This window comes from Nocardia mikamii NBRC 108933, assembly GCF_001613505.1.
Lineage (GTDB): Bacteria > Actinomycetota > Actinomycetes > Mycobacteriales > Mycobacteriaceae > Nocardia > Nocardia mikamii.
In genome coordinates this window covers 157,636-183,130 of the sequence record NZ_BDCM01000002.1, presented here as the reverse complement: position 1 = coordinate 183,130, position 25,495 = coordinate 157,636, and the positions used below count along the sequence as shown (strand labels likewise).

General features: G+C 65.5%; 17 protein-coding genes and 1 pseudogene. 6 read left to right on the top strand and 12 right to left on the bottom strand.

Going from position 1 to position 25,495, the window contains the following annotated elements; all coding sequences use genetic code 11:
- Positions 1-3: 3 nt before the first annotated feature.
- Positions 4-1,278, bottom strand: coding sequence for an MFS transporter (locus tag NMI01S_RS01385; RefSeq protein ID WP_062994209.1), 1,275 nt, complete (start codon positions 1,276-1,278; stop codon positions 4-6).
- A 149-nt stretch (positions 1,279-1,427) separates the two neighbouring features.
- Here NMI01S_RS01385 and NMI01S_RS01380 point away from each other — a divergent pair, with 149 nt between their 5' ends.
- The gene (locus tag NMI01S_RS01380; protein ID WP_245716659.1) at positions 1,428-2,030 is read left to right on the top strand and encodes a pyridoxamine 5'-phosphate oxidase family protein; all 603 of its coding nucleotides are present in this window, start codon (positions 1,428-1,430) and stop codon (positions 2,028-2,030) included.
- A 3-nt stretch (positions 2,031-2,033) separates the two neighbouring features.
- Here the strand turns inward: NMI01S_RS01380 and mycP are convergent, their stop codons facing one another.
- Together mycP and eccD are read right to left on the bottom strand one after the other, a co-directional pair.
- Positions 2,034-3,449 carry a type VII secretion-associated serine protease mycosin gene (mycP, locus tag NMI01S_RS01375; RefSeq protein ID WP_245716658.1) on the bottom strand — a complete coding sequence of 472 codons (1,416 nt, stop codon included), beginning with the start codon at positions 3,447-3,449 and terminating at the stop codon, positions 2,034-2,036.
- Positions 3,450-3,456: 7 nt separating this feature from the next.
- Positions 3,457-4,923 (bottom strand): type VII secretion integral membrane protein EccD, encoded by a 1,467-nt coding sequence (gene eccD / locus NMI01S_RS01370; RefSeq protein WP_062994208.1) that lies wholly within the window; start codon positions 4,921-4,923, stop codon positions 3,457-3,459.
- A 159-nt stretch (positions 4,924-5,082) separates the two neighbouring features.
- Between eccD and eccCa the strand changes: the two genes are divergently transcribed.
- The 3 genes from eccCa (at position 5,083) to NMI01S_RS01355 (ending at position 10,057) form a co-directional block, all read left to right on the top strand.
- Positions 5,083-9,123 carry a type VII secretion protein EccCa gene (eccCa, locus tag NMI01S_RS01365; protein WP_062994207.1) on the top strand — a complete coding sequence of 1,347 codons (4,041 nt, stop codon included), beginning with the start codon at positions 5,083-5,085 and terminating at the stop codon, positions 9,121-9,123.
- A 264-nt stretch (positions 9,124-9,387) separates the two neighbouring features.
- Positions 9,388-9,702, top strand: coding sequence for a WXG100 family type VII secretion target (locus NMI01S_RS01360; RefSeq protein WP_062994206.1), 315 nt, complete (start codon positions 9,388-9,390; stop codon positions 9,700-9,702).
- A gap of 52 nt (positions 9,703-9,754) precedes the next feature.
- Entirely contained in the window at positions 9,755-10,057 is a 303-nt protein-coding gene (locus NMI01S_RS01355; RefSeq protein WP_062994205.1) for a WXG100 family type VII secretion target, read from the top strand.
- An 89-nt stretch (positions 10,058-10,146) separates the two neighbouring features.
- Here NMI01S_RS01355 and NMI01S_RS34650 read toward each other — a convergent pair whose 3' ends face one another.
- The 8 genes and pseudogenes from NMI01S_RS34650 to NMI01S_RS35740 form a co-directional block, all read right to left on the bottom strand.
- Positions 10,147-11,424 (bottom strand): DUF7373 family lipoprotein, encoded by a 1,278-nt coding sequence (locus NMI01S_RS34650; RefSeq protein WP_157125998.1) that lies wholly within the window; start codon positions 11,422-11,424, stop codon positions 10,147-10,149.
- 32 nt (positions 11,425-11,456) lie between these two features.
- Positions 11,457-12,659: a DUF7373 family lipoprotein gene (locus NMI01S_RS01345; RefSeq protein WP_157125997.1), complete on the bottom strand. Its 1,203-nt coding sequence runs from the start codon at positions 12,657-12,659 to the stop codon at positions 11,457-11,459.
- 77 nt (positions 12,660-12,736) lie between these two features.
- Complete coding sequence (locus tag NMI01S_RS01340) at positions 12,737-14,353, bottom strand: serine/threonine-protein kinase (RefSeq protein ID WP_062994202.1); 1,617 nt, start codon at positions 14,351-14,353, stop codon at positions 12,737-12,739.
- Between the two features lie 76 nt (positions 14,354-14,429).
- A complete protein-coding gene (locus NMI01S_RS01335; protein WP_062994201.1) occupies positions 14,430-15,677 on the bottom strand; it encodes a DUF7373 family lipoprotein in 1,248 nt (415 codons plus the stop codon).
- A complete protein-coding gene (locus tag NMI01S_RS01330) occupies positions 15,674-16,882 on the bottom strand; it encodes a DUF7373 family lipoprotein (protein ID WP_062994200.1) in 1,209 nt (402 codons plus the stop codon). The genes NMI01S_RS01335 and NMI01S_RS01330 overlap by 4 nt, the downstream gene beginning before the upstream one ends.
- A gap of 140 nt (positions 16,883-17,022) precedes the next feature.
- On the bottom strand, positions 17,023-18,441 hold the full coding sequence (locus tag NMI01S_RS01325; protein WP_062994199.1) for a type VII secretion-associated protein: 1,419 nt from the start codon (positions 18,439-18,441) through the stop codon (positions 17,023-17,025).
- 76 nt (positions 18,442-18,517) lie between these two features.
- Positions 18,518-18,943, bottom strand: coding sequence for a DUF7373 family lipoprotein (locus tag NMI01S_RS35745; RefSeq protein WP_439956217.1), 426 nt, complete (start codon positions 18,941-18,943; stop codon positions 18,518-18,520).
- A gap of 90 nt (positions 18,944-19,033) precedes the next feature.
- A pseudogene (locus tag NMI01S_RS35740) lies at positions 19,034-19,518 on the bottom strand (DUF7373 family lipoprotein); the annotation flags it as partial.
- Positions 19,519-19,870: 352 nt separating this feature from the next.
- On the opposite strand from NMI01S_RS35740, the gene NMI01S_RS01315 reads away from it, so the two are divergent.
- Positions 19,871-21,169 (top strand): FHA domain-containing protein, encoded by a 1,299-nt coding sequence (locus tag NMI01S_RS01315; protein WP_062994198.1) that lies wholly within the window; start codon positions 19,871-19,873, stop codon positions 21,167-21,169.
- A gap of 57 nt (positions 21,170-21,226) precedes the next feature.
- Here NMI01S_RS01315 and NMI01S_RS01310 read toward each other — a convergent pair whose 3' ends face one another.
- Positions 21,227-22,672 (bottom strand): neutral zinc metallopeptidase, encoded by a 1,446-nt coding sequence (locus NMI01S_RS01310; protein WP_062994197.1) that lies wholly within the window; start codon positions 22,670-22,672, stop codon positions 21,227-21,229.
- 111 nt (positions 22,673-22,783) lie between these two features.
- Here NMI01S_RS01310 and NMI01S_RS01305 point away from each other — a divergent pair, with 111 nt between their 5' ends.
- Positions 22,784-25,405, top strand: coding sequence for an FHA domain-containing protein (locus NMI01S_RS01305; protein ID WP_062994196.1), 2,622 nt, complete (start codon positions 22,784-22,786; stop codon positions 25,403-25,405).
- Positions 25,406-25,495 lie beyond the last annotated feature (90 nt).

Below are 25,495 nucleotides of genomic sequence, written 5' to 3'. Positions count from 1 at the left end.
CGGCTATTGCCGGGCGGGCGTTTCGGGTAGTGCGCTCTCGTTCGTGCCGAACCGAATTCCCTTGGCCTCCTTGCCGATCAGGGTCAAGAAGGCCACCGCGATCAGCACCGGCACGATAGTGACGGCCAGGGCGAACGGATAGCCGTGGCTCTCGGCCACCCGCTCCTGGATCGGCAGATTGAGCGAGGCGAGCAGATTACCCAGCTGGTAGGTCACACCCGGATAGAAGCCGCGAATAGCATCGGGCGACAGTTCGGTCAGATGCGCCGGGATGACACCCCAGGCGCCCTGCACCACCAGCTGCATCAGGAACGATCCCAGGCACAGCATGGCCGCGGTCGTCGAATAGGCGAACAACGGCACGATCGGCAATCCGAGCAGTGCGCAGAAGATGATGGTGTAGCGGCGGCCGTACTTCTGCGACAGGCTGCCGAACACCAGGCCACCGATGATGGCGCCGATGTTGTACACCACCGCAATCCATTTCGCGGTCGCCGAGGACAATCCCGCGCCGCCGTTGTCGATCGCGGACAGGAAGGTCGGGTAGACGTCCTGGGTGCCGTGGCTCATCCAGTTGAACGCGGTCATCAGGAGTACGAGATAGGCGAAGCGGCGGATCACGACGGGATTCATCACCACATCACGCAACGACGTCTGGGTGCGCCGCATATGTTCCCGGCTGCTCTCCCACGCCTCGGATTCCCCCACCCGGGTCCGGATCACGAGGATGATCAGGGCCGGAATCACCGAGAGTGCGAACAGCCACCGCCAGGACAGGCCCAGCCAGTTCATCACCAGCAGCGAGGCCAGTGACGCGAGCAGATAGCCGAACGAGTAGCCCTCCTGCAGGAGTCCGGAGAAGAAACCACGCCGCTCGGCGGGGATCTTCTCCATCGCCAGCGCCGCGCCGAGCCCCCATTCGCCACCCATGCCGATGCCGTAGAGCAGCCGAAGTATCAGCAGCACAGTGAAATTCGGTGCGAACGCGCACAGGAACCCGATCACCGAATAGAACGCGACGTCGACCATCAGCGGAATGCGCCGCCCCACCCGGTCGGCCCAGAGACCGAACAACAGCGCGCCCACCGGCCGCATGATCAGCGTCGCCGTGGTGATGAACGCGACGTCGGATTTCGGCATATCGAAGGACGCGGCGATATCGGCATAGACGAAGACGACCAGGAAGAAGTCGAAGGCGTCCATCGTCCAGCCCAGTTGGGCCGCGATGAACGAATTGCGCTGATCGGGAGTGAGACGTTGCCTGCCGGCGACTGTCATGGCTGTTCCTGCCCCTCGTGCGACGACCCGCGACGGCCGTACCGCTGGACCGCCGCTGTCAGAAATATTGAGTCATCGCCGCGCCGCTCGTGTCGATCTTGGACGGATTCGTCCCCGACGACCAGGGCATATCGCCTATAACGGACTATGTGACGGCGCGCCCGGCGATGAATACGGCGGCCGCGCCTCGTCGCAACACCATGGACACCATGCAGACGACCAACCTCGCCGAACTGTACGACCTCGATCCGCTGGACTGGTCCGCCGTCGTAGCCGGTCTGGACGCCGGATTCCCGCAGGCGCCCGGGACGGGCGGACCCGACCGGCACACCTGCTGGCTGGCCACGATCGATCCGGACGGCAGCCCACATGTCACCGCGGTGGGCGCACTCTGGGTGGACGGCGCCTTCTGGTTCGAGACCGGTCCGCGAACACGCAAGGCCCGCAACATTTCTCGCGATCCGCGCTGCACGCTCAGCGTCGCCCTGGACACCTTCGACCTCAGCGTGAACGGCACCGCCGAACGCGTCGCCGACCCGGCGACGGTGGCGCAGCGGGCCGCCGACTGGGCCGGCGAGGGCTGGCCGTGCCGGGTCGATGATTCCGGCGCGGCCCTGACCGCCGACTTCAGCGCGCCGTCGGCCGGCCCGCCGCCCTGGCACGTCTACCGCATCGCGGTGCGCGCGGCGACGGCGCTGTCGACGGTCGAGCCGGGCGGGGCGACCCGATGGCGGTTCGGCGAGCCGGGGTGAATGTCACTCGCCGCGGTCGCCGAAGCGGTGGCGCAGCGGGAACGAGGCGAGATATCCGAGCACGGCGAGTACGGCGATGACACCGGTTCCGATCAGCGCCACATTGCGGGAGGTGTGATCGGGGGCCGGGGGCGTGGTCGGCACCGGAAGCTGCCAGCTCTTGGCGGCGCTGGGCCGCTTGGGCGGCAACGAGTTCGGAACCTGCGCGGTCAGCGCGGCCACCGGGTCGACCGCGCCGTATCCGACATACGGATTCCACCCCTCGGCCGGGGCGTGGGCGGTGGCCTCGATGCGCTTGATGACGTCGAGCGCGCTGAGCTCCGGGAATCGGGCACGGACGAGGGCCGCCACGCCAGCGACATATGGTGAGGCGAAACTGGTTCCGGAGATCGGCTCGGCCTTGCCCTGCTGATCCACCTTCGCGACGGCCGTCCCCTTGCTGCGCGGATCGTCCCAGTGCGGGTCGAGCGAGGTCAGATTCTCGCCGGGCGCCGCGACACCGACCCACGGGCCCGGCACGGTGAACTTCGAGGGCTGGCCGTTGTCGTCGATCGAGCCGACCGACAGCACGTAATCGTCCCACCGCGCGGGCGAGACGTTCATATCGACCTTGGTCCACGGATCCGCGCTGGGATCCAGCGGGTCGATGACGGGGTTTGTTCCCTTGCATTTGTCGTTGTTGCCCGCGGCCGTGACGACCACGACGTTCTTCTCGACGGCGGCGTAATGCACCGCGGCGCCGAGGTCGTCGTCGGGAATCGCCCCGGCCTGGCACGCCACCTCGGACATGTTGATGACCGTCGCGCCCATATCGGCCGCCCGGCGCACCGCCTGCGCCAGGGTGTGGGTGGTCCCGTAGCCCTCGGGCATGGCGTCGGGACCCTTGTCGCGTCCGGCGCCCTTCTTCTGGAAGTAGCTCGAGGTCTGCCGGATGCTCAGGATCTGCGCCTGGGGCGCGACACCCGAAAAGCCTTGTGTCGAAAGACGAGTCGCGGCGATGATGCCCGCCACGAAGGTCCCGTGGGCGTCACAGTCGTCGGTGCCGTCGCCGGAGGAGACGTAGTCGCCGCCCGGGATGATGCCCGGCAACCGGGGATGGCGCATCACACCGGTGTCGATTACGGCTACCAATTGCCCTGCGCCACTGGAGAACTGCCATGCCTTGTCCAGTTCCAGACTGCGCTGCGCGGTCGGCACGGTCGGACCCTCACCGCCGGTGCTGGTGCTGGCGCAGGGTGAATTCGCCGGCTGCTCCGTCGCGTCCGGCGGGACCGGGTTGCCGCCGGACGGCAGCGCTCCGGGGTTCACCACCGGTTTGTCGGCCATCGCGGCACCCGCTCCCGCCGAGGCGCTCAAACCCAGCACCGCGACGACCACTGCGACCCGAATTACTCTGCGCCCGAACATTTTCGGATTCATGAGCGGCTCAGAGCGATCGAACGAGCGTGTACAGCTCGGCTACCCAGAACACCAGCGGCAGGACGGCGGCCACGAAGCCGTATTCCAGCAGCTCCACGGCGCGTCGCATCGGCGGCGTCGCCGACTGGTTCGGCACGATCGTGCCCAGGATCAGCGCGGCGATGAGCATCACCATGGCTGCGCCGAACACCGCGAGCGGCTGTTCCACCACGAAGGCCGCGCCGACCGTCATGATCAGCAGAATGGCCGCACCGCCGGCGAGCAGCACCACCGCGAGTTCCGCGCTGACGTAGGTGCGGCTGCGGAACATCAGCACCACCGCGCAGACCAGAGCCAGTGCGATACCGGGCCAGTAGGGGCTGTCCGCGGACGGATCGGTCGAGGCCAGCGCGCCGATCACGGTCACCAGGGTGGTCGCGCCGACCAGGCCGGCCAGATACATCCGGGCGCGTTCGGATTTCGTGCGCAGCACATCCATGGTCGGCAGTGCGCGGTGGTCGTCGGGATCGTCCTCGGTGGGATCGATCGGCGTGCCGGGCGAAGGTACCGGCGGCAGCGGCAATTTCGCGAGCAGCATCGACACTCGCGGTGCCAGCGACAGTGCGCCGAGCGCGAGCGCGGCGGCGACCGCGCCGATGGCCTTGACCGGCTGGGAGGTCAGCAGGCCGACCAAGGCCGCCGGGATGGCGAACACGGAAAGTGTTGCGGCGCCGATGAACAGAGCCAGACCGACACCGCTGACGCGCCAGGCCAGCAGTGCCGTCGCGCCGACGAGTACCGAACCGAGCAGCAGATTCGCCCAGCCGTAATGGTCGGGCACGATCAACATGCCCGCGGCGAACGCACTCGGCAGCGCGCAGCCGCCGAGCACCAGCGCGGAGGCGGTGTCGCCGTACATGCGGCTCATCACCGTGCCGGCCACCACCAGCAGAATCGTCAGCACCGCGGCGATGGACCCGGTGATCCAGCCCGCCATCGCATCCGGCGCCGCCAGCAGGCCCGTGCATCCGGCGAGCATGGTCAGGATCGCGATGATCGAACCCGTGATCCGCGCGACCCGCGGTGACCAGCTACGGAAATGGTCGGCATCGGCGATCGCGACGTTGTACATGATGTCGTCGAACAGCGGACTGGGCGCGACGTGGTCGGCGCTTTCCAGCATGAGCAGTTCGCCGTCGCGCACACCCTGTTCGCCCAGGCTGAGCGAATTGGAGAACGGCGGCTGCCCGATGCGCGCCAGCACCCATTCGGCGGGCTGGAATTGTTCACCGCTGTTGTCGAAATCGTTGGTGCGACTGTGCTGCGCGACCATGTCGACCACGCTCGGAATGACCAGGGCGACCGGAACGTCGACCGGAATCGCCATATCGACCTGCGTGTGCTTGGCCAGAATGGTCACCCGCGCCAGATCGGGCGCCCGGACGATTCCGCGGCTCGAATCCTCTTCGATATGGTCCAGTCGCGCGTGCGTCACGCTTCCCCCAACTCCGTCTCTACCTGGTGTTTCAGCGTGCGCTCCGGTTTGCGGTCGCGCGGCCGATCCGTGCAGAATGCTGGTCGAACTGTACGACATGTCGGCCGCTGCCTCTACACTGAGTCCGCAGTACAGCCGCCGAAGGGGGATCTTCCGTCGATGAGCACTGTCAGGTTCCAGCGTCGTGCGCGCCGGGAGGTTCCGAGGTCACCGGGCGGCGAAGTGACACTGCAACCGCCGCCGGAGATTCCACGCGCGATACCGGGCAGTCTCATGGGCAAACTGATGCCCGTCGTGATGGTCGTCGGCATGGTCGGAATGATGGCCATCATGTTCACCCGTGGTGGAGGTATCGCCTCCAACCCGATGAGCATGATGTTCCCGATGATGATGGTCTTCTCCATGGTCGGCATGTTCGCCGGTCAGGGCGGTAAGGGGCAGAAGGCCGCCGAGGCCAACGAGGACCGCAAGGACTATCTGCGCTACCTGGACCAGGTCCGCAAGGACGTCGACGAAACCGCCTCCCAGCAGCGCGCGGCGGTCGAATGGAGCCATCCCGAACCGGGTTTGGTGTGGATGCTGGCCGGCACCAGCCGCATGTGGGAACGTCGTCCGGGGGACAAGGACTTCTGCCACGCGCGCATCGGCCTGGGCGGACAGCGCCTGGCCACCCGTCTGGTCTCGCCGGAAACCGGCCCCGTCGAGGAACTCGAGCCGATCGCCGCCGTGTCGTTGCGTCGTTTCGTGCGTACGCATTCCACGGTCCCCGACCTGCCCACCGCCATCGCGGTCAAGGGTTTCGCCACCATCCAGCTCAACGGCGACCGTGCTCAGGCACGCGATATGACGCGCGCGATGTTGTTGCAGCTGTGCATGTTTCAGGCGCCGGACCAGGTTCTCGTCGCGGTGGTCTGCGGCCCCGACACCGCCGCCGAATGGGAGTGGACCAAATGGCTCCCGCACACCCAGCATCCGGACTCCCAGGACGGCGTGGGTACCGAGCGCATGGTCTACGGTTCCATCCGCGAACTGGCCGACGGCCTGAACCCTCTGCTGCACAACCGGGTTCGCTATTCCCGTAACCAGCCCGCCAATCAGAATCTGGTCCACATCGTCATCATCGTCGACGGTGGCCTGCTCGAGGCGGAAGAGGACTCGCTGCGGGAATCCGGCTACGAGGGCGTCACCATCGTCGATCTGTGCAGTTACGCTCCGCGCCTGGCGGTTTCGCGCGGCATCCAGATGGTCGTCGAGAACGGTGAATGCGTCGGCCGCGGCGCCACCGGCAATATGGAACGCTTCGCCCTCATCGACCGCATCAGCGCGCGGCAGGCCGAACAGGTCGCGCGGCGCCTCGCCCCGTTCCGGGTGGCGGCGGTCCAGCGCGGCGGCGATACCGTGATCGAGGAGAATGGAGAGGTCATCGATAGCTGGGCCAAGCTGATCGGCCTGGGCGATATCGGGACCTTCAATCCGGAAAGCGGATGGAAACCACGTTACGGTCGCGACCGGTTGCGGGTGCCGTTCGGTGTAGGCGCCGACGGCTTGCCGGTTTATCTGGATATCAAAGAGGCGGCCGAGGGCGGAATGGGGCCGCACGGCCTGTGTATCGGTGCGACCGGTTCGGGTAAGTCGGAATTCCTTCGGACTCTGGTGTTGTCGATGCTGGCAACGCATTCGCCGGACCAACTGAACCTGGTTCTCGTCGACTTCAAGGGTGGTGCGACCTTCCTCGGCTTGGAGGGTGTTCCGCATGTGGCGGCCATCATCACCAACCTGGAGGAGGAAGCCGACCTCGTCGACCGTATGAAGGACGCGCTGGCGGGCGAGATGAACCGCCGCCAGGAAGAGTTGCGCGACAAGGGCAATTTCGCGAATGTCCTCGAATACGAGAAGGCGCGCGCTGCCGGAGCGGATCTCGACCCGATACCGGCGTTGTTCGTCGTGCTCGACGAGTTCTCGGAACTGCTCAGCCAGCACCCTGATTTCGCCGAACTCTTCGTGATGATCGGCCGTCTGGGCCGCTCGCTCCACGTGCATCTGCTGCTGGCCTCGCAGCGCCTGGAGGAAGGAAAGCTCAAAGGACTGGAAGCACATCTGTCCTATCGCATCGGTTTGAAGACGTTCTCGGCCAACGAGTCTCGCCAGGTTTTGGGCGTTCCCGATGCTTACAACCTTCCGAACAGTCCCGGTGGGGGATATCTGAAGTCCGACTCCGGTGAGATTCAGCGTTTCCAGGCTTCCTACGTCTCCGGCCCCTACGTGGGTGGCGGATCGCAGCGAGAGGTGACCCAGGCAGGAATTGTCGGCGGCGAGATCGACATCAATGCAAGGCCTTTCATCGCCGGGCAGGTGCCTTTCAGAGCCAGCGATCGGCTCCCGCTGCCGCCCGAGCCCAGCATGATCGAGGAAGTCCAGCAGGACGAAAGCGCCGAAAAGATCTCCAACCTGGGCATGCTGGTATCGCGTATCCAGGGACACGGTCGCCCCGCCCACGCAATCTGGCTGCCACCGTTGGACGAGGCGCCGACACTGGACCAGCTCATTCCGCGCTCGATACTCACCGGTGAGTACAGTCCCGTCGCGAGTTTGCGCACCGCCATAGGAACAGTGGACCGCCCGTACGATCAGCGGCGCGACCCCATGGTGATCGACTTGTCCGGTGCCCGCGGCAATGTCGCCATTGTCGGTGGTCCCCAGTCCGGTAAATCGACCGCACTCCGTTCCTTGATCATGGGTATGGCGTTGACCCACACCGCAGAACAGGTGCAGTTCTACTGCCTCGACTTCGGTGGTGGCACGCTGGCCGGGATCGAGGGCCTCCCACACGTCGGTTCTGTGGCGGGACGCCTGGACGTGGACAAAGTCCGCCGCACCATCTCCGAGATGACCACCATCGTCCGTCAGCGCGAAATGCGTTTCCGCCAACTGGGCATCGAGTCGATGGCCGACTTCCGCAGGCTGCGCGGTACCGACCCGTCGGCCAGTCCTGCGGCCACGGGCGCACACGAGGACCCGTTCGGCGATGTCTTCCTCGTGGTCGACGGCTTCGGATCGATCCGTCAGGACTTCGATCCCCTCGAACAGCCGATTATGAACCTTGCCACGCAGGGTCTCTCGTACGGTGTGCACGTCGTGATCGCGCTGAACCGCTGGGCCGAAGCGCGTCCCGCGCTCAAGGACCAGATCGGCACCCGCATCGAACTGCGTCTGGGTGACCCGATGGATTCCGATCTGGGCCGTCGTGTCGCTGCCTTGGTTCCACAGGGGCGGCCGGGGCGCGGTATGACCCCGGACGCAAAGCACATGCTGACCGCTTTGCCGCGTGTGGACGGAGATTCGAATCCGGAGAATCTCGGTACGGCCGTAGCGAATTCCGTTGCAGCAATCGCGCGAATGACGCCAGGTCGGCCGGCGCGGCAGGTTCGCATGCTGCCTGAATTGCTGACGCGCGAGGACATTCTTCGCAGTCTCGGCAACTGGCCCGCAAGTGTGGACACCCGGCATCCGAACCTGCAAATCCCGATCGGCTTGAACGAATCCGAGCTTGCGCCGGTCCTGCTGAACATGTCCGAGCAGCCGCATTTCTTGATCTTCGGTGACAGCGAATGCGGCAAAACGAACCTGTTGCGCAGCGTGATCAGGGGGATCCTCGAGTCGAACACACCCACCCAGGCGAAGCTGATCCTCGGCGACTATCGCCGAACCCTGCTGGGTGTGATCGAGACCGATCATCTGGCCGGCTACGCACCCTCCTCGGAGATACTCGAGAAGATGATGGCCGAACTCGCTGGCCTGCTTCGCAAGCGGATGCCGGGCCCGGACGTGACCCAGCAGCAACTGCGTGATCGTTCATGGTGGACCGGTCCCGAGGTCTATGTCGTCGTCGACGACTACGACCTGGTATCGACCTCCAGCGGAAACCCACTAGGGATCCTGGTCGAGTTCCTCGCGCACGCAAAGGATATCGGCTTCCATCTGATCATCGCCCGGAGGTCGGGTGGAGCCTCCCGGGCACTGTACGAGCCGCTGGTGTCGAGGATGAAGGATGTGGGCACGACCGCTCTCATCATGAGCGGTAACCGTGAGGAGGGCATCTTGCTCGCAGGCATCCGGCCGAGCGAAATGCCACCGGGCCGCGGCACACTGGCCACGCGGGCGGGGACAAGTCTCATCCAAACGGCCTGGAGCCCGGAATGATTGTGGACAACCCGTCTGCTGGATGGCACGCTAGGTGCCAATTGGACACTCTCGGTCAGTGGCAGCTGTCCGATGTCGAAGGGGGAGGTGGCAAACCGTCAATCATGACGTATGACCGTTTGAGTAGCCGATCGCTTGGTCTCGCACGGTCGGATCGGGATAGGTGGTTGGAACCGGCAGCGTACGAGCTGCGTCCAACTTTCATGTAGGGACCACCACTGCCGTCATCAGCAGGCGACGGTGAAGAAACCAGAGGAGCTTATTATGGCGCAGTCATTCAATCTCGATGGTGGAAAACTCGATACGTTCATCAGTGAGATGAACCAGCTGCACTCCACTATCGAGGGGCACGTGAACACCGCGCGGTCCAGCGCAGCGGACTTGGCGCATCATTTGCAGGGCGGGGCCGGCGATGCCCTGCAGGCGACCTTCGAACGCTTCTTGGATGCAGCGAAGCGAATGAACGACAGTCTCCTGCAGAATGCCGACAACCTCCAGGATGTCAACAAGAAGTATGGCCACGTCGAGATGGATCAGCTGCACCACCTCAAAGAGGTGGATTCGCTGCTGAACATGTGACCCTGGACCCGCTCGATCATCCTGAATACGTACATTCACAAGGGGAGAACTAATGGCCGACTTCGGTTCGATCTCATATAACTTCGGTGGTATCAACGACGGCGGTGGCGAGCTCCATACTGTCGCCAAGAACATCACCTCCGAGCTCGAGGACATGGAGCGCAAGTTCCAGGCGTTCATGAGTGAAAACTTCGGAGGTGCCGGCGCCGAGGCATTCCAGCAGGTCCAGGTCAACTGGAGCCAGCAGTCGAATGAAATGTCGGCTGCGCTCGCGCAGCTCGGCGTCAAGACCATAAACGCTGGTGAGGCGATGCAGGGCGCGGATATTCTGGCTGCGAAGATCATCGGCGGCTGATCGCGGGGCTGTCGAAAGGGTTGGCCGCATTCCCAATCGAATGTGGCCAGCCCTTTTTGTATCGCTACCCTGGTCTCTCTCCCGCCCTGCTACATCCATTCACTGTTGGCGAGTAACGCGTATTGTGCGGCCGCGCGTTGCTGCGCGTCGTCGAGTTGGCGGCTCCACGTGACGGCGACATAATCCCGGTATCGTATCGCGCAAGTGAACTGCCGATAATAGCCGTTGTCGGGAAGCTGTTTGCATTTGGAGTCCGGAAGGTTCTTGGGCGTCGAGCGCGCGTCGGGATCGGTCAAGAGCTTGTCATAGGCATCGGCCGCGGAGGATTGACCAGCGGTTCGATATACGATGGCGCCACCGTCGACATTCCGCATTATTCCTTTTCCGAATGCCTGGGCGTTACCTCCGGCGTTGAAATCTCGCGACATCAGGCTGTAGGCGTCCGACACGGCGAACCGATCCATGTGTGTGGATTCGTAGAGTGCTTTCGCTGCTGCTCTATCGGTTTGAAGTTGCAGAAATCCCCGCTCCTCGTACGTGCCCAGCGATCCGTTACGAGGAAGGTAATACTTGTTCGGGTTGATAACCCGTCTCATCATGTCGTCAGGGCCCGGTTCTAGTTTGAGCACTTGCTCGGCTGTCAGAGGGGACAGTGAGTCGAGCATCGGCAACTGTTTGTCATACGTCTTTTCGACGAGAGTCGTGAGATTGTCCAGTTTTCCGTCCGGGGTCTGCACGAACGTACTGACTACATACTGACCTCGGGCGATGACCGAGCCGATAGTGGGCGTCCCGGGCTGCCAATGGGAATGAGCCTCCGGATACTTCCCCAGACGCACAGATTGGTTTCGGTCGGGTGCTACATCGAAGTCCGCCTTCTCGATTTCCGAGGCAGCGCGATTTGCGTTGTCGCTGCTCGGAAACTGCATTATTGCGAGAGTAATCAGCGTTGCAGACGGAATAGATTGTCCAGTCAGGTCCGGCTCGTGGTCGCTACTACCGGAGGCGAAACCGAACATCGGCTTGTTTCGAAGGGCCGCAGCGGCGCCTGCTTTGGACAGGACTCGTTCGAAATCCCAGCTCTTCTCCAAATTCTGAACCCCGGTGCCGTACTTCAGATTCGAATCTACATCGAGTCCGGTTACCATGTGGTTCATCAATCGAATTTCCGCCAACGCCGAGCCGTTCTCTACAGTGTGGCTGTATTCCTGATAGGTGTCGACAGGTTCAATCGGATATTGACCGATATCAAGGCGCCGGACATCGATCTCCCCCGCAACCGCCAAACCGGATCTGACGTCGCCGCAACCCGTCACCGTGACCAATGTGGCAAAAGCTAGTAGCAGAGAGCGTGAGAGTTTGCTCATGATTTGGCTCGATTCCTGAAAGGGTTCCGCAACTAGTTGAAGTTCTCCAGGATCGCGTATTGAGCGGATGCCCGCTGATGAACGTCGATGAGCTGGTTGGAACTGACTTCCGAAACGTACTCGTCGTACCGGAGATAACAGCGGAATCTGAATCTCCCGTAATCATCACCCCGGTATTCATAACATCGAATCCAGGGAAGATTTTTGGGCGAGCTGACCAGTCGATCGAGCTTTTCCGGTGAGGAGTAGGCAACGAGCAGCTTCTGCGCGGCGGCGGCGTCTTTCGCGCGATAGAGGCGGCTCCCGTTACTGGCCATCCAATCCATTCCGGTCGCGGCAAACAATTCGGCATCGGCGCCGGGATCGGATGACATATGAAGCGCGGCGTGCCGGTCGTAAAATCCAGGGGCTTCCTTCGCGCTGTCGGTGGGTGAACGGCGCAGAGTTCTGCCGAGTAGGTTGTCGTGGTCGACCGGCGCCGTGGCGAGTTGATCGGGAGGGGTCGGCGTGAAGCGGTCTATCGCAGGAGTAATGACCGACAGACTTTTGGTGGTCAACTCGGTCAACTCCGCCCGTGATTCTTCGTGCAATTTTTTCTTTGCGCCGTCCGAAACGTCCGAATAGATGACGAATCGGCCGTGCGGGGTATACGAATGCAGGTATTCTTCACCGGGAACCCAGTAAGCGAGTGTATCGGCGTGCGCGTCGATGGATACCGGCTGAAAATCCATTTCGGGCGATCCATGTATGTGATCTGAAAGCGTGCGATCATACAAAAATCTGGCTGCGCGCGTCGCAGAATCCTCATCAGTGAACAGAAGTATCGAGTATGAAATCGTCTGGGCTATTCCGAGGTCCTTCTCGGACCTACCCCATGTGTAGTAACCCGCGATGAACCCTTTTGTGTCCTCATCCAGATTTTCGGAGTCGATGCCGGCGATCGACGGGTCCAGCCACGCGTGTACGTCAGAATCGGTGACACCGGTCTGGAACTTGAAGCGTGGATCGATTTCCATCGCGAGAGGAGCGACGCTACCGAGCCGCTGTCCCTCCATGATCCTGGCCCGGGCCGGGTTCGGGCTCCCGACCTTGCCGGGTGACGTGGCGAAACTGCCGACGTCGAGGTCGTTCACGCTGACATGTGGAGACGGATCCATCCGTCCGGATTCTCCTTGGCCGGAGCCACATGCGGCGCTGAACGCGATGACGACCGCCAGCAGCGTGGCTGCAGGCATACTCGGCTTTCGCAAATATCCCTCCCCATACGTTTTCCTGCCATCTCCGCAGATGAAATGCAGTCTGCGGCTTGCTCCTACCGCACGCGGTCGTGCAGCAATGGGACCAGCTTGGTGAGCATGGCCTGCTCGGAATTCGCACCCCAATTTCGAATCGCCGCAACGGCGGAAGCATCGTCGAGTGGAACGACAGTGGCGCGTGAGCTGGTCAACTGGAAGGGCAGCCCCAGAAGCCCTCCGCCGCCGGCGCTCTTGTCACTCCGCACTGCGAGAACGTAGCTGTCGTCCGAAAATTTGAACGCGTCGTAGTCCGTGTCCGAAATCGGCCGCGGTGACGGCTCGTCCCCCTTCTTCGAATAGTTGAGGTTGTATACGAACCCCAGGTCTTCGAGAAACTTCGTCTGCGGCGTACCCTCCAGGTAGATGGCGAGTTTGTCGTCGTTGGTGACATCGACGATCGTGATGGTTTTGCCCGCGAACGTCGGATTCGCTTCGCGCGCTTGCGCAACCGACGTGTACGACGCTGCCGCGGTCGTCGTCGCTGCCGACGATGCCGACGTGGCCGCCGGCCCAGTCCCGCCCGAATTGCCCTGTGTCGCCCAGACTCCGATGCCGGCGGCCAAGGCCACGGCGACGAGTGCGCCGACTCCGCCGAGGATCAGGGGCTTGCGGCTCTTGGGTTTCGGTTCGAGGAGGCGGGAGAGGTCGGGGTCGGGGCGGGGGCCGGTCTGGGTTCGGATACCGGATTGGGTCTGGTGGGGGAGTGGGGTGCGGGGGTCGGTCTGCGGGCGGGGGTCGAAGACCTGGATGGGGTAGGTCGGGGAGGTGGTGGTGCGGACCGGGGTGTGGCCGGGGGTGAGGGCGTTCGCGGCGGCGTCGGTGAGTTCACGGCAGCTGGTGAAGCGGTCGGCGGGGTTTTTCGCGAGGGCACGCGCGAAGACGTGGTCGATCGCGGGTGGGAGGCCGGAGTTGACGGCGGTGGCGCGGGGCGGGGGCTCGTAGAGATGCCCCATCATGACCATCGCGGGTTGGGTTGCGGGGTACGGGTTCTGGCCGGTGATCAGTTTGTATAACGCGCAGCCCAGGCTGTAGATGTCGGCGCGGCTGTCGACCGCCATGCCCTGGAGTTGTTCCGGCGGCGCGTAGGCGATCGTCGCGACGAAGCTGCCGGTCTGGGTGAGTTCGGTCGCGTCGTCGGTGGATTTGGCGACGCCGAAATCGGTGAGCAGGACACGTTCCTCGTCGTCGTCCTCGGGGACCGACAGCAGGAAGTTCGCGGGTTTGACATCGCGGTGCAGGAGCCCGCGGCGGTGCGCGTAGTCCAAGCCCTTGCCGACCTCGGTGACGATGCGCAGCGCGCGCAGCGGAGTCATCGAATGGGGGTCGCGGGCCAATTCGGCCGAGGCGTCGGTGCCGTCGACATACTGCATGGCGATCCACAACTGGCCGTGCTCTTCACCGCGGTTGTAGACCGACACGATATTCGGATGGTCCAGACCGGCAGCGAGATTGGCCTCGCGTTCGAATCGGCCCCGGAATTCGTGGTTGGACGACAGTTCGCCGCTGAGCACCTTGATGGCGTCCATGCGCGGAAGGCTGGGATGTTTGGCGAGATACACCGTGCCCATCCCGCCGGCGCCCAGTTGGCGAACGATCCGATACCCACCGACGATGGTGCCGGGACTCATCACCATCTGTAACAAACTCCTGGTAGTTCGGCGGGCCGCGTATCGTCGCGGAGCTTACTGGACTTCGAGGTGAGCGGTCGAGTCACGGCTGCCACTGGCTGTTGGCGAACAGGGCGTACTGCGCGGCCGCGCGTTGATGGACGTCGACCAGCTGATTCGAGGTCACATAGCCGACGTAATTGCGGTAGGCGACGATGCAGGTATACCGCTTGGGACCGCCGAAATCGGCGTTCTTCGTACCGTTCTCCACACACGCCGAATCCGTGATCTGGGGTACCGCGTCGACGGCCGGGCCACCGCCCTGGAACGTGACGCGATCGGTGACGGCCTTCTTCGCCGAGGCGGCGTCGCCGGCGCGCAGCACCAGGGCGTCGGAGGTCTTGGCGAATTCGGCGGCCTTCAGCGCGGCGGCACTCTGTGCGGCGGCCTTGCGGTCGGGCAGGTAGTGCACGATCCCGTGGGGTCCGAATACGCCGTTGTCGTCGCCGTATTGCGGACGACCGGACTGGCCGGTGTTGAGAGCACGGCTGAGCAGGTAATTCGGATCCCAGGGAAGTTTGACCGTGTCCTCGTCGGAGATCGGCTGCAACCGGTCCAACAGCGGGAATTCGACGTCCAGGGCCTTCTCGGTGAGGGAGGTGAGACTGTTCAGGTTCGGGGTAGGAGTGAGGGCCAATACAGACACCACATAGGGGCCGTGCGCGAGAAAGGAGCGGATCGACGGTGTTCCGGGGAGCCAATGTGCGTGCGCGTCAGGATATTTCGCAAGCGATACCGACTGGTTCTGGTCTTTGTAGGCGTTGAAATCGGTGTTGTAGAAATCGGTGGCGGCCCGGGTGGCGCTCGCGGCGTCGTTGAACTGCATTACCGACAGTGCGAGCACGGTGGAATACGGCTTCTCGGGTTTCGGCCAGCCGGAGAAACCCCAGCCCGCGTCCTTGTCGCTGGCCGCGGTCGAGAATCCGTACACCATGTGGTCGCGTTTGGCGACGGCCTCCATCTCGTCCTCTTTGCCGAGTGCATCGGGCAGGACGCCGGCGGAGAAGCTGCCCGCCTTCTCGCGTTTCGTCAGCGCCGGGTCGATCTGATCCGCGGTCACCACGTACTCGGCAAGGCGCATGCCGGCGGCCTCGGGTGCGTTGACGAAGCCCGGCCGGTAGTCCACGTGGATATCGAGCGGCCGCACGTCGTAGTTGCCGACGTCGAGTTTCCGGACATCTATTTCCGAGGGGCCGGCCCAGCCGCCGACGGTCGCGCCGCACCCGGTCGCCCCCAGGAGCCCGGCGAGACAGGCCGCGGTGGCCGCCGCCCGGACGAATCGTGTGATCATTTCGGGTCCGCCTTCACCAGAATGGTGTACTGGGCCGAAATGCGTTGCTGCGCATCCAGTAGCTGTTCACCCCAGGCCAGCGAGGCATATCTGCCGTAGTACACCGAGCAGTAGAAGCGGACGGCCAACTTCTCTTTGCCGTTGTATTCCCGGCACTTCGCGACCGGAAGGTTCCTCGGTGCCGCCGCCTGCTTGAAATGCTTCTCCGCTCCGCCCAGTTCGTCGCGGACATCCGCGGCGGCCGCGGTGTCGCGGGCCCGATACACCTCGTTGCCGTAATCGGCGAAGCGGTCGACGCCGTCGCGGTCGTACCACACCCGGGACTCGCCCGGATCGCTACTGAAGTGCAGCCCCGCGCGTCCGAGGTAGACCCCGGGCGGGTTGAGCCATTCGCCGGTCGCCTCCTTCGGCCGGATCATGGTCCGGCCGAGCATCCCGTCGATGTCGATCGGGTGGTCCATCAACTTGTCCGGCGGTGTCGGCTGAAATGTGGCGAGCGCGGGCAGGACGGTGTCGAGACTCTTCTGCACGCGGGAAACGAGTGCCGGAAGATCGACCTTGTTGAACCAGTTCTTCGCCTGGTCGTAGACCGAGGTGAAGACGACCAGCCGCCCCGCCGGATACCAGTTGTTGATCGCCTGTTTGGTCGGTACCCAATGTGCGTGCGCCAGTGGATAATTGGGGATCGCCACCGCCTGGGTCTGCGGATCGCGGCCGAAATCGCGCCGCTCCAGGGCCGCGGCGACCTCGGTCGCGCGCTGCTCGGTCGGGAAGATCATGGCCGCGTTGACCAGTTCGCTGCCCAGATTGTCCGGGTCGTCGCGGCCGTAGGACGCGAAGCCGCTGATCAGGTCCGGGGCGTCTTCGGCGAAGTTGCTCAGGTCGGTGAAATCCTTCATCACCGACGTCTTCGGATCGAGGAAGACCAGGGTGTCGAGTTTGCCGGTGTGGGTGAAGGCCGGGTCGATATCCATCGGCAGCGGCATCGTGCTGCCGAGTCGTTCCGCCTCGTAGAACGCGGCCTGACCGGGATTGGTGGGTTTGCCCATATCGCGCGGCGTGGCGTCGTACGGTCCCACGTCGAGACCGTTGAGATCGACCGTCGGCTCGGCGGCCGGAGCGGGAGTCGGATCGGAGCCGCATCCCGTCGCGGCCAGCGTCAGCGCGGCCACGGCAGCGGCCAGCACGCGCACGGATTTTCGCATAGTCCCCTCCCACAGGCTCCACGCCGGTGAACACAGGTGCCTGTTCGGCCGACGCTGCGAAGAAGATAGCACCCGTCTCCGACGAGGTGCCCCTCACCGGCGGCGGCACCCGGTATGCGGGCATCGGTCCGAGCCGGGTGTCACGCCCCCGGGCGCAGATCGCCGACGAACTTCTCGCATACCGCGGCGATGGGATGCCAGTCGCCGGTGGGGTATTGGCATCCCACGCTGACCTGAAGGCCGGAATCCACCAGAACCTGCCAGCGCACCGTGGTGCCGTCACCGGGAGTTTCCTCGTAGGACATCCCCGGGCGCCCGCCGAAGATCACATTGCGCTGCAGCGGCCCGACGGTGCCGTCCGGGCGCTTGGCGATCTGGGTTTCGAGCGTGGCGGCGACGTCCTCGCCGCCGAAGCCCGGGGCAAGGTCCTTCTGAACCAGCGAAATGCGTTCGCGCGCACCGTTGTTCGGGGAAATGTCGACCCGGGCACCCGAGCGATTGGTGATATGCCAGCCCGCCGGGACCACCGCGCCGACCCGTCCGAAGGTTTCGGCAGGTTGTGCGGGCGCCGCGGGCGGCGACGCGACGGCGGAGGGGCGAGCCGCGGTGGGTTGAGCTGTCGGCGACTCGCCGCCGGAACGGGTCAGCGCGACGGCGGCCACCACCGCCGCGACGACCACCGCGACCACAGCGGCGCCGATGAGCAGCGGAGTGCGGCGCTTCGGTGGCCGCGCGGTCGCGGCCGCATGCTCGTGCAGGGAACCGGCCCACGGGGTCTGCGGGGCGAACTGCGCGGGTTCGGCCGCGACGGGCATCGCGGGCCCGCCCCGGACCAGGTCCACGCCGGACATCGCGCGCAGGTCGACACCGAAACCGTAGCGCCGGGACAATTCCGCGCGCATCGCGTCGAGCAGCGCGGGTTCGGTGGCACCGACGACCACGAGATAGCTGGGCTTCCGGCCGCCGAGCAGACGATCGACGACGTCGACGACGGCCTCCACGCCACGCCCCTCGGCCAGGTCCGCGGATCCGATCGTCGGCTCGTATTCGCAGGCCTCGATCCAGGTCTCGGTGCCCGAACGGCCGGTCAGGGTGACGGTCGTGGTGAGCGAATTCAGTTCCACCACCGCGATGCGCTGCTGCTGCGAGGTGCTCGCGGACAGTCCGGCCACCCGCAATGCCAGCGGTTCGACGCTGATCTCGCCGACCAGACGGCGGGCGCCGGCCTCGAGCGCGGCGCGGCGGCGCGTGCCCCACTCCGACGGGCTCACCACGGTGAGTCGTCCACACGCGGTGGGCAGCCGCAGATTCGTCAGCACGGCACCGAAGATCGCGGCGAAGGCGTCGGCGACGGTCGGCAGCATCGGGACGAAGGCGATGCGGTCGGCCGCGGCCAGCCGTATTACCGAGACAGCGGGGTAGGGCGGTTGAAGTGGTTCTCCCACCACGAGACTCGTGCCGTCGCTGGCCGGGACCACCGAGGGAGCGCCGTCCCAATGGGTCGATTCGCTGCGCGCCCACAATCGGCTGTCGGTCAGTATCAGATCGACCGTGGACATCAGCTCCCCCTTCCCAGGCTGGGTCTCGCGGCATAGTACTCCAGTACGGTGACGCCTCCGCGCCACCCGCGACCGGTCAGAAGCTGTTGGCCAGCAACGCATATGCCGCATCGACCCGCTGATCGATATCGTCACGGCTGTTGGCGTTGACGACCTCCACGTATCGCCGGTAGGGCACATAACAGCGGAATCTGCTGTCCTTCTGTGGATCTCCCGAACTGTTGAGCGTCAGGCATTTGGCCCCGGGCACCGTCTTGGGCGCATCGGCCGGCTCGTACTGCTCACCCGAACTGGCGATCAGCCCCTTGATCATGCGTGCCCCGGCATCGGCGTCGCGGACGCGCAACACCGAGCTGTTGTCGGCGACGGCGATGGCATCCATGCCGGTGTCGTCGACGAGCCGCTGACGCGTGGCCTCGTCGGAGGAGATATGGACGAATGCCGGTGCGGCATAGACAGCGAAGCGATCGACATCGGGCGTGCGGTTCGAGCGGTCGCGCACCACGGCGCGCGCGAGCAGGCCGTCCGGGTCCACCGGCAGTGCGTCGAGGCCGCCGGCCGCGGTCGCCTGGAAGCGATCGAGTGCCGGCACCTCGGCGTCGAGGGTCTTCTGAACCCAGGCCAGCAGATCGGCCTCCTCGGACCGGGGCCGCTCGATGAACAGTGAGATCACGAACTGCTTGTGGCCATGAAGGTGCCGATGGTCGCAATCCCCGGACGGTAGTGGATATAGGCGTCCGAGTATTTCGGCAGTGCGAGTTTGCGATTGAGGTCGGGCGCGACACCGAAGTCGACGTCCTCCAGTTCGCGCGCGGCCTGCCGGGCCGCGGACTCGTCCGGGAAGCGCAACACCAGATCGGTGACCGAGGTCGCCGCGGCCGCGCTGTCCAGCGAGCCGGGTTTGTCGGAACCCGCCGCGACGTAGGCGACAACCATCTTGTTGCGGTCGAGCACCGGTTTGGAGACCGCGGCCAGCAGGCGTCGGGTGGCATCGGTGCTGTCGGGGACGACGCGTCCGCCGGCGCCGATCGTCAGCGACGGGTCGATGCGGACGGCTGGGACCACCGCCTGCGACATCCGCATCCCCTCCGCGAGCGCACCTTTGCCGCCCGCGGTGGCGTCATAGCTGTGGCGGTCGACCGGATACGGGCCGACATCGAGCGTGCGGACATCGATCTCGGCCGCGGTCGGGGTGCCCTGCACACCGCAACCGGTCAGCACGGCCAGCAGTGCGGCGCACGTGAAAACCAGAGATCTGCGAATCGTTCGGTCCATGGACCGCCCCCCTTCTCCCGGTGCTCTCTCCCGGTTCTCCGCCATCGAAATTACCGGACCGGACCCGGCAGCGGGGACTCATGGACGACGATTGCCTTAACCTTGTCCGTGTGGTGACCGCTGCGCTGATATCGCTCGGAGGCCGATTCCGTTGATGGATCGGCAGGTCGAGGTTGTCGCCGGTAACCATGTCGTCGTGCGCGTCGCGGGGGCTGTGGTGGTCGTCGCACATCGTGGTCGGGGCCGGGTTCACCCCGACGCACCGGCGATGCGGGCCGCCGAGGCATTGGCGCAGATGGTGTCCGAGGCCTCCGAGCACGCCCCGCAAGGACCCGGCCGGATCATCGCGCGCGAGGCCACCCGCTGGCTGATGCGGGAGGCCGAACAGGTCGAGGGCAGCCCGGTCGACCTGGGTATTCTCTCGCGCTCGGATACCGGTGGGGTGGCGATCTTCCTGCACGGGTCGGTGACCGCGGTCCTCGCGGGCGCCCGGGGTGTCGAGTACTACCGCGGCGTGGATGCCGCCTTCACCGTCGACCGCTTCATCGAGCCGCCGGCCCGCGCCGCGGCGTTGTTCATCGACGACGAGCGCGGCCGGATTCCGGAACTGCCCGAACGCGGTATCGGCTCATTGGTGGAAGGCGTGGCGGCCGCCGCGGGGGCGGTGGTCTGGTTCGACGGTGAGCGGACGCGCGCGCGTGATCGTGCCGTCCGGCCCGCGGCGGGTGCGCACCATCGCGCCGAAGACGCTCCCACGTCACAACTGGACGCGCAGCGACCCGAGCCCCAACTGCCACCACCGCCGACCCGGCCGGACCGGTCACCGGAAGTCGATGCGCGGCAAGGGACATCACGTCCCGAACCGGCGGAGGATCCGCGTCTGGCCGAAACCCGGTTGCGCGGTACCAATCCCGCCCCCGGCCCCGATCCGGAACTGGAACGCCGGATGGAGGCGACGGCCCGCGCGACCTCGCTGACGGTGCGGGTGATGGGATTCAAATGCGCCCGTGCTCATCCGAGCGATCCACGCTCGGCGTTCTGCACGGTCTGCGGGATGCCGGTCGACCAGACCCAGCAACCGGCCGAGGTCGTCCGGCCGCCGCTGGGCATGCTCGTCCTCGACGACGGGATGACCTATCTGCTCGCGGCCGATGCGGTGATCGGACGGGACCCGGAGAACTCGGAGGCCGCCCAGCGCGGTCTGGTGCCGGTCAAAATCGAGGACTCCTCCGGCGGAATGTCGCGGGCTCACGCCGAGATCCGGCTGACGAACTGGGATATCACCGTGGTGGACCGCGGCTCCACCAACGGCACCCGGGCCCGGCCGGCCGGATATCGCGATTGGATTCGGCTGCAACCGAATCAGCCGATGGTGCTGGCCCAGGGCTCGGAGATCCAACTCGGCAACCGCGTACTGCGGTTGGAGCCCGCCGCGCCCCCGCCGTTCGGCTGAGTCGGCCGAGCCGTTCGGCTGAGCCGAGCGAGCCGTTCGGCCGAGTCGGCCGAGCGTTCAGGAGTAGCGCGCCTCGCAGATCTCCTGTGTGCCCAGGACACCGGCCCGGAACGCGTCGACCCGGGAGAAGCCGCTCGGCACGGTCTTACCCTCGACGTCGCTGGCCGCCAGCCCATCGCTGAGCAGACCCGACACCGCCTTGTCGAGATCGCCCGGAGACAGCGCGATATCGCCCTGGCCGGCGTCGCGATGCGGATCGGCGAGCCTCGCGGTGATCACGCCCGACAGGCAGGCGGCGCGCAGGCCGGTCTTCGCCCCGGTCAATTGCTGATGGGCGTTGCGCTGCACCGCGAGCGCGTAACGCGAGACGAACACGACGTAGGCGTTGTAGTCACCGCCGACGCGGGTCGGAAACCCGTCCTGTTCATCGGTATTCGCCGCACCGCGCTGCGCGAGGGCGGGAATGTCGGTGCCGATCGTATTGGTCGCGGGGCAGTAGGTGACGGGCACGGTGTCGGCGCCGTTGCTGCAGTGCATGAGGGCGCCGTGATAGTCGTAGGTCGGTTCGGACGGGATCGGCATGATCGCCGCCATCGCCTTGCTCAACTCCTTGAGACTGTCCTTGGTGATGGCCAATTCGCCGCGATTGACGTCGTCGCCGAAGGACTGCGGCAGATTCTTGCGGCGGCGATCGATGTCCTTCATGTCGATCGCCTTGCAGCCCTTGGGGCCGTCGGTGAAACCGATCTGCACCGCGGTCACCCGCTCGAAGGCCGAGCCGTGCACCGATTCCGGATCCTCGGGATTGGCGTCCCGGATCGCGACCGTCGCGGCCAGCACGTTGTTGAGGCCGTCGGAGGTGTTGATCGTGAAATGCGCGGCCTTGTCCTCGGCGACGTGACGCATGAACGCGCCGGCGAAACAGTCGGCCTGCTGCTCCTTCACGATGACCGGATCCTTGGCGGTGACGATGCGCGACATCGTCTGGACGGCGTGGCCGTATTCGTGCGCGAGCACCATCACCACGGCCATCTTCCCGAAGCTGTCCTGCATCATCGGCAGCAGGACGCCCCGGTCCCAGCCGACGGAATTGTCCAGCCGGCAGTACGCCGCGTTGACCAGGTGATAGGTCGTGTCCTTGCAGAACTGCGCCTCCTGTGAGCGCGGCGCCTTCGCGCTCCAGGAATAGAACTTGGTGACGGGGGTGAAGTCGCCCTGGAATTCGTTGTGGTACTCACCGCGCCAATAGCTTTGGATGTCGTCGATGGCATTGAGCGCCAACGTGTCCACCGCGCTCTTGTCGCCACCGGTCGCGGTCAGCGCCGAATCGGGGACACCTTGCCGGGGACCGCTGGGGCCGCTGGTGGTGGGCAGTCCGGCGACCTGGAACGGGTCGTCGTAGATGGATACGGCGTGCCCACCGGTGGTCATGGTGCAGCCGGCCAGTAGACCGACCGCCAGCACCAGTACGGCGAGGGTCGCCGTCACCGGGCGTTTCGCCATCTCCCCATCCCTCCCCGGGCCGGTAGTCGCTGCGTCACCTGCGCCGCCCCCGGCGATCGGAGGCACGTTCGAGCCCCACCGATGTCACGGCCATCGCATATTATCCGGCTCATGTCATTACCGGGGGCGCAGAAGATCACCGTGCGCCATGAGGGAACCGATCGGATCTTCGAAAACACTCAGCAGGTGACCCTGGGCCGCGCGCCCGAGGTGACGGTGTTCGTCGACAGTCCGCTGGTCTCTCGTGTGCACGCGACACTTGGCTGGCAGGGGGGCGCCTGGGTGCTCTCCGACAACGGCAGTACCAACGGGGTTTTCGTGGACGCCCAGCGGATCACGCGGCCCGTTCCGGTGGATCGGCCGATGCTCGTCCGGCTCGGTGACGCGGTCACGGGGCCGCTGGTTCATCTGCTGCCCGAGGCGCAATTCCGCCCGCCCGCGCCGCCCACCCGGGCGCAGTCACCGGGCCGTTCGCCGAATCCGCCCGCCCGGGACGCCGGGCCGCGAGGCGGGGGTCAGCACGGTGGGGATCGCCACGGTGGGGGTCAGCAGCAGCGCCGGCAACCGTCCCATCCCACACCGCAATCCGGGCAGATGCGCCGCCCGGCCGCGCCACAGCCGCCGTCGCGGCCCGCGCAACGACCGAATCAGCGCCCGTCCCAACCGGTTCCGGCGGCCCACGGCTCGGGCGGTGTGCCGAACGTCAATATGACCACCAAGGCCGACACCTCGGCGCTGCCGCCGGTGCGTGCGCGGGCCTCGACCGCACCGATCGCACGCGCCGACCGCATTCCGGCCGGTGGGCTGACCATCGGCCGCACCAGCGACAACCAGATCGTCGTCAACGATCCGCTTGCCTCGCGCCGGCACGCCCGCCTGGTCAAGAGCGGTGAGGGTCTCGTCCTCGAGGATGTCGGCTCGGCCAACGGCACCTTCGTCAACGGCCGCCGCGAGCAGCGGGTCGCGCTGCGCGAGCGCGATATCGTCACCATCGGCAATGTGGACTTCGTCGTGCAGGAAGGCACGCTGAAGCACCGCAAGAAGCCGGTCACCGAGCAGGGGCTGAGCGTGCACGGCGTCGGCTTCGTCGTCGAGGGCAACAAACAACTGCTCGTCGACGTCAACATGCAGGCCGGGCGCGGCACCCTGACCGCGCTCATCGGCCCCTCGGGCGCGGGTAAGTCGACACTGTCGAAACTCATTGCGGGAACGACACATCCGTCGGCGGGTGTGGTCACCTTCGAGGGCCGCAACCTGCACGCCGAATACGAGGCCATGCGCAGTCGTATCGGCATGGTGCCGCAGGACGACGTGCTGCACCGGCAACTGACCGTGCGCCAGGCGCTGGGATTCGCCGCCGAACTGCGGCTGCCGCCGGACTCCTCGAAGGCCGACCGGCAGCAGGTCATCGACGGCGTGCTGAAGGAACTCTCGCTGACCGAACATGCCGAGACCCGCGTCGATCGGCTCTCCGGCGGTCAGCGCAAGCGCGCCTCGGTGGCGCTGGAGCTGCTGACCGGTCCGGCTCTGCTGCTGCTCGACGAACCCACCTCGGGTCTCGACCCGGCGCTCGATCGCCAGGTCATGACCATGCTGCGCGAGTTGGCCGACGCCGGGCGCACCGTCATCGTGGTCACCCACTCGGTGGCCTGCCTGGACATGTGCGATCAGGTGCTGCTGCTGGCGCCCGGTGGCAAGACCGCGTTCTGCGGACATCCGGCCGGGGTCGGGGACTTTCTCGGCACCAGCGACTGGGCGGAGATCTTCGCGCGGGTCGCCGCCGAACCGGACCGCGCCTTCGCGAACTATCGGTCCCGGCAGGCGGCGCTGCCACCGCCACCGCCTGCCGTGCCCCGCGGTGTGATGGGGCAGCCGCCGAAATCCAGTGGCTGGAAACAACTGTCGACACTGTCGCGGCGGCAGGTCCGCCTGATCCTGGCCGACCGCGGCTACCTGGCCTTCCTGGTGGTCCTGCCGTTCGTGCTGGGTGTGCTGTGCCTGGTTGTGCCGGGAAAGAACGGTTTCGCCGCCGCCCCACCGATTCTCGGGCCGGATGGTCAATTGCATCCGCAACTCACCGGCGGCAGTGAATCTCAGCAGCTGCTGGTCGTTCTCATCCTCGGCGCGTGCTTCATGGGATCGACGCTGACCGTGCGCGATCTGGTCGGCGAACGCCCGATCTTCCTGCGGGAACGGGCCGTCGGCCTGCTGCCCTCGGCGTATCTGATGGCGAAGGTGATGGTCTTCGGTGTCGCGGCGCTGCTGCAATCGGCGGTGCTGGTGGCCATCGTGCTGGCCGGGAAGAATCCGCCCGGGAAGGGGGCGCTCATCCCGTCCGGCGGTGTGGAGCTCTACGTCGATATCGCGCTGACCGCGGTGACGTGTGTGGTCGTCGGGTTGTTGCTGTCGACCGTGGCGAAGTCGAACGAACAGGTCATGCCGTTGCTGGTGGTCATGATCATGTGCCAGCTCGTGATGGCCGGCGGCATGATTCCGGTGACCGATCGCGTGGTGCTGGAACAGCTTTCGTACGTCTTCCCGTCGCGCTGGGGATTCGCCAGCGGCGCGTCGACCATCGATCTGCGCACCCTGTTCGTCAACGCCCAGCCCGATGCGATCTGGCAGCACACGCCCGGTTTCTGGTTACTCGACGCCGGCATGTTGATCGTGCTCACCGCGGCGCTGTCCACGCTCACGTGGTGGCGTCTGCGGCTGAAGAAGTCGGCCGCGTGAACGGGGCCGATTACGAGCATCGACGGGGAATGCCCGCACTAATCGGGCCTGCCCCGAGCGTCCCGGCGCGACAGCAGGCACACTTATGCA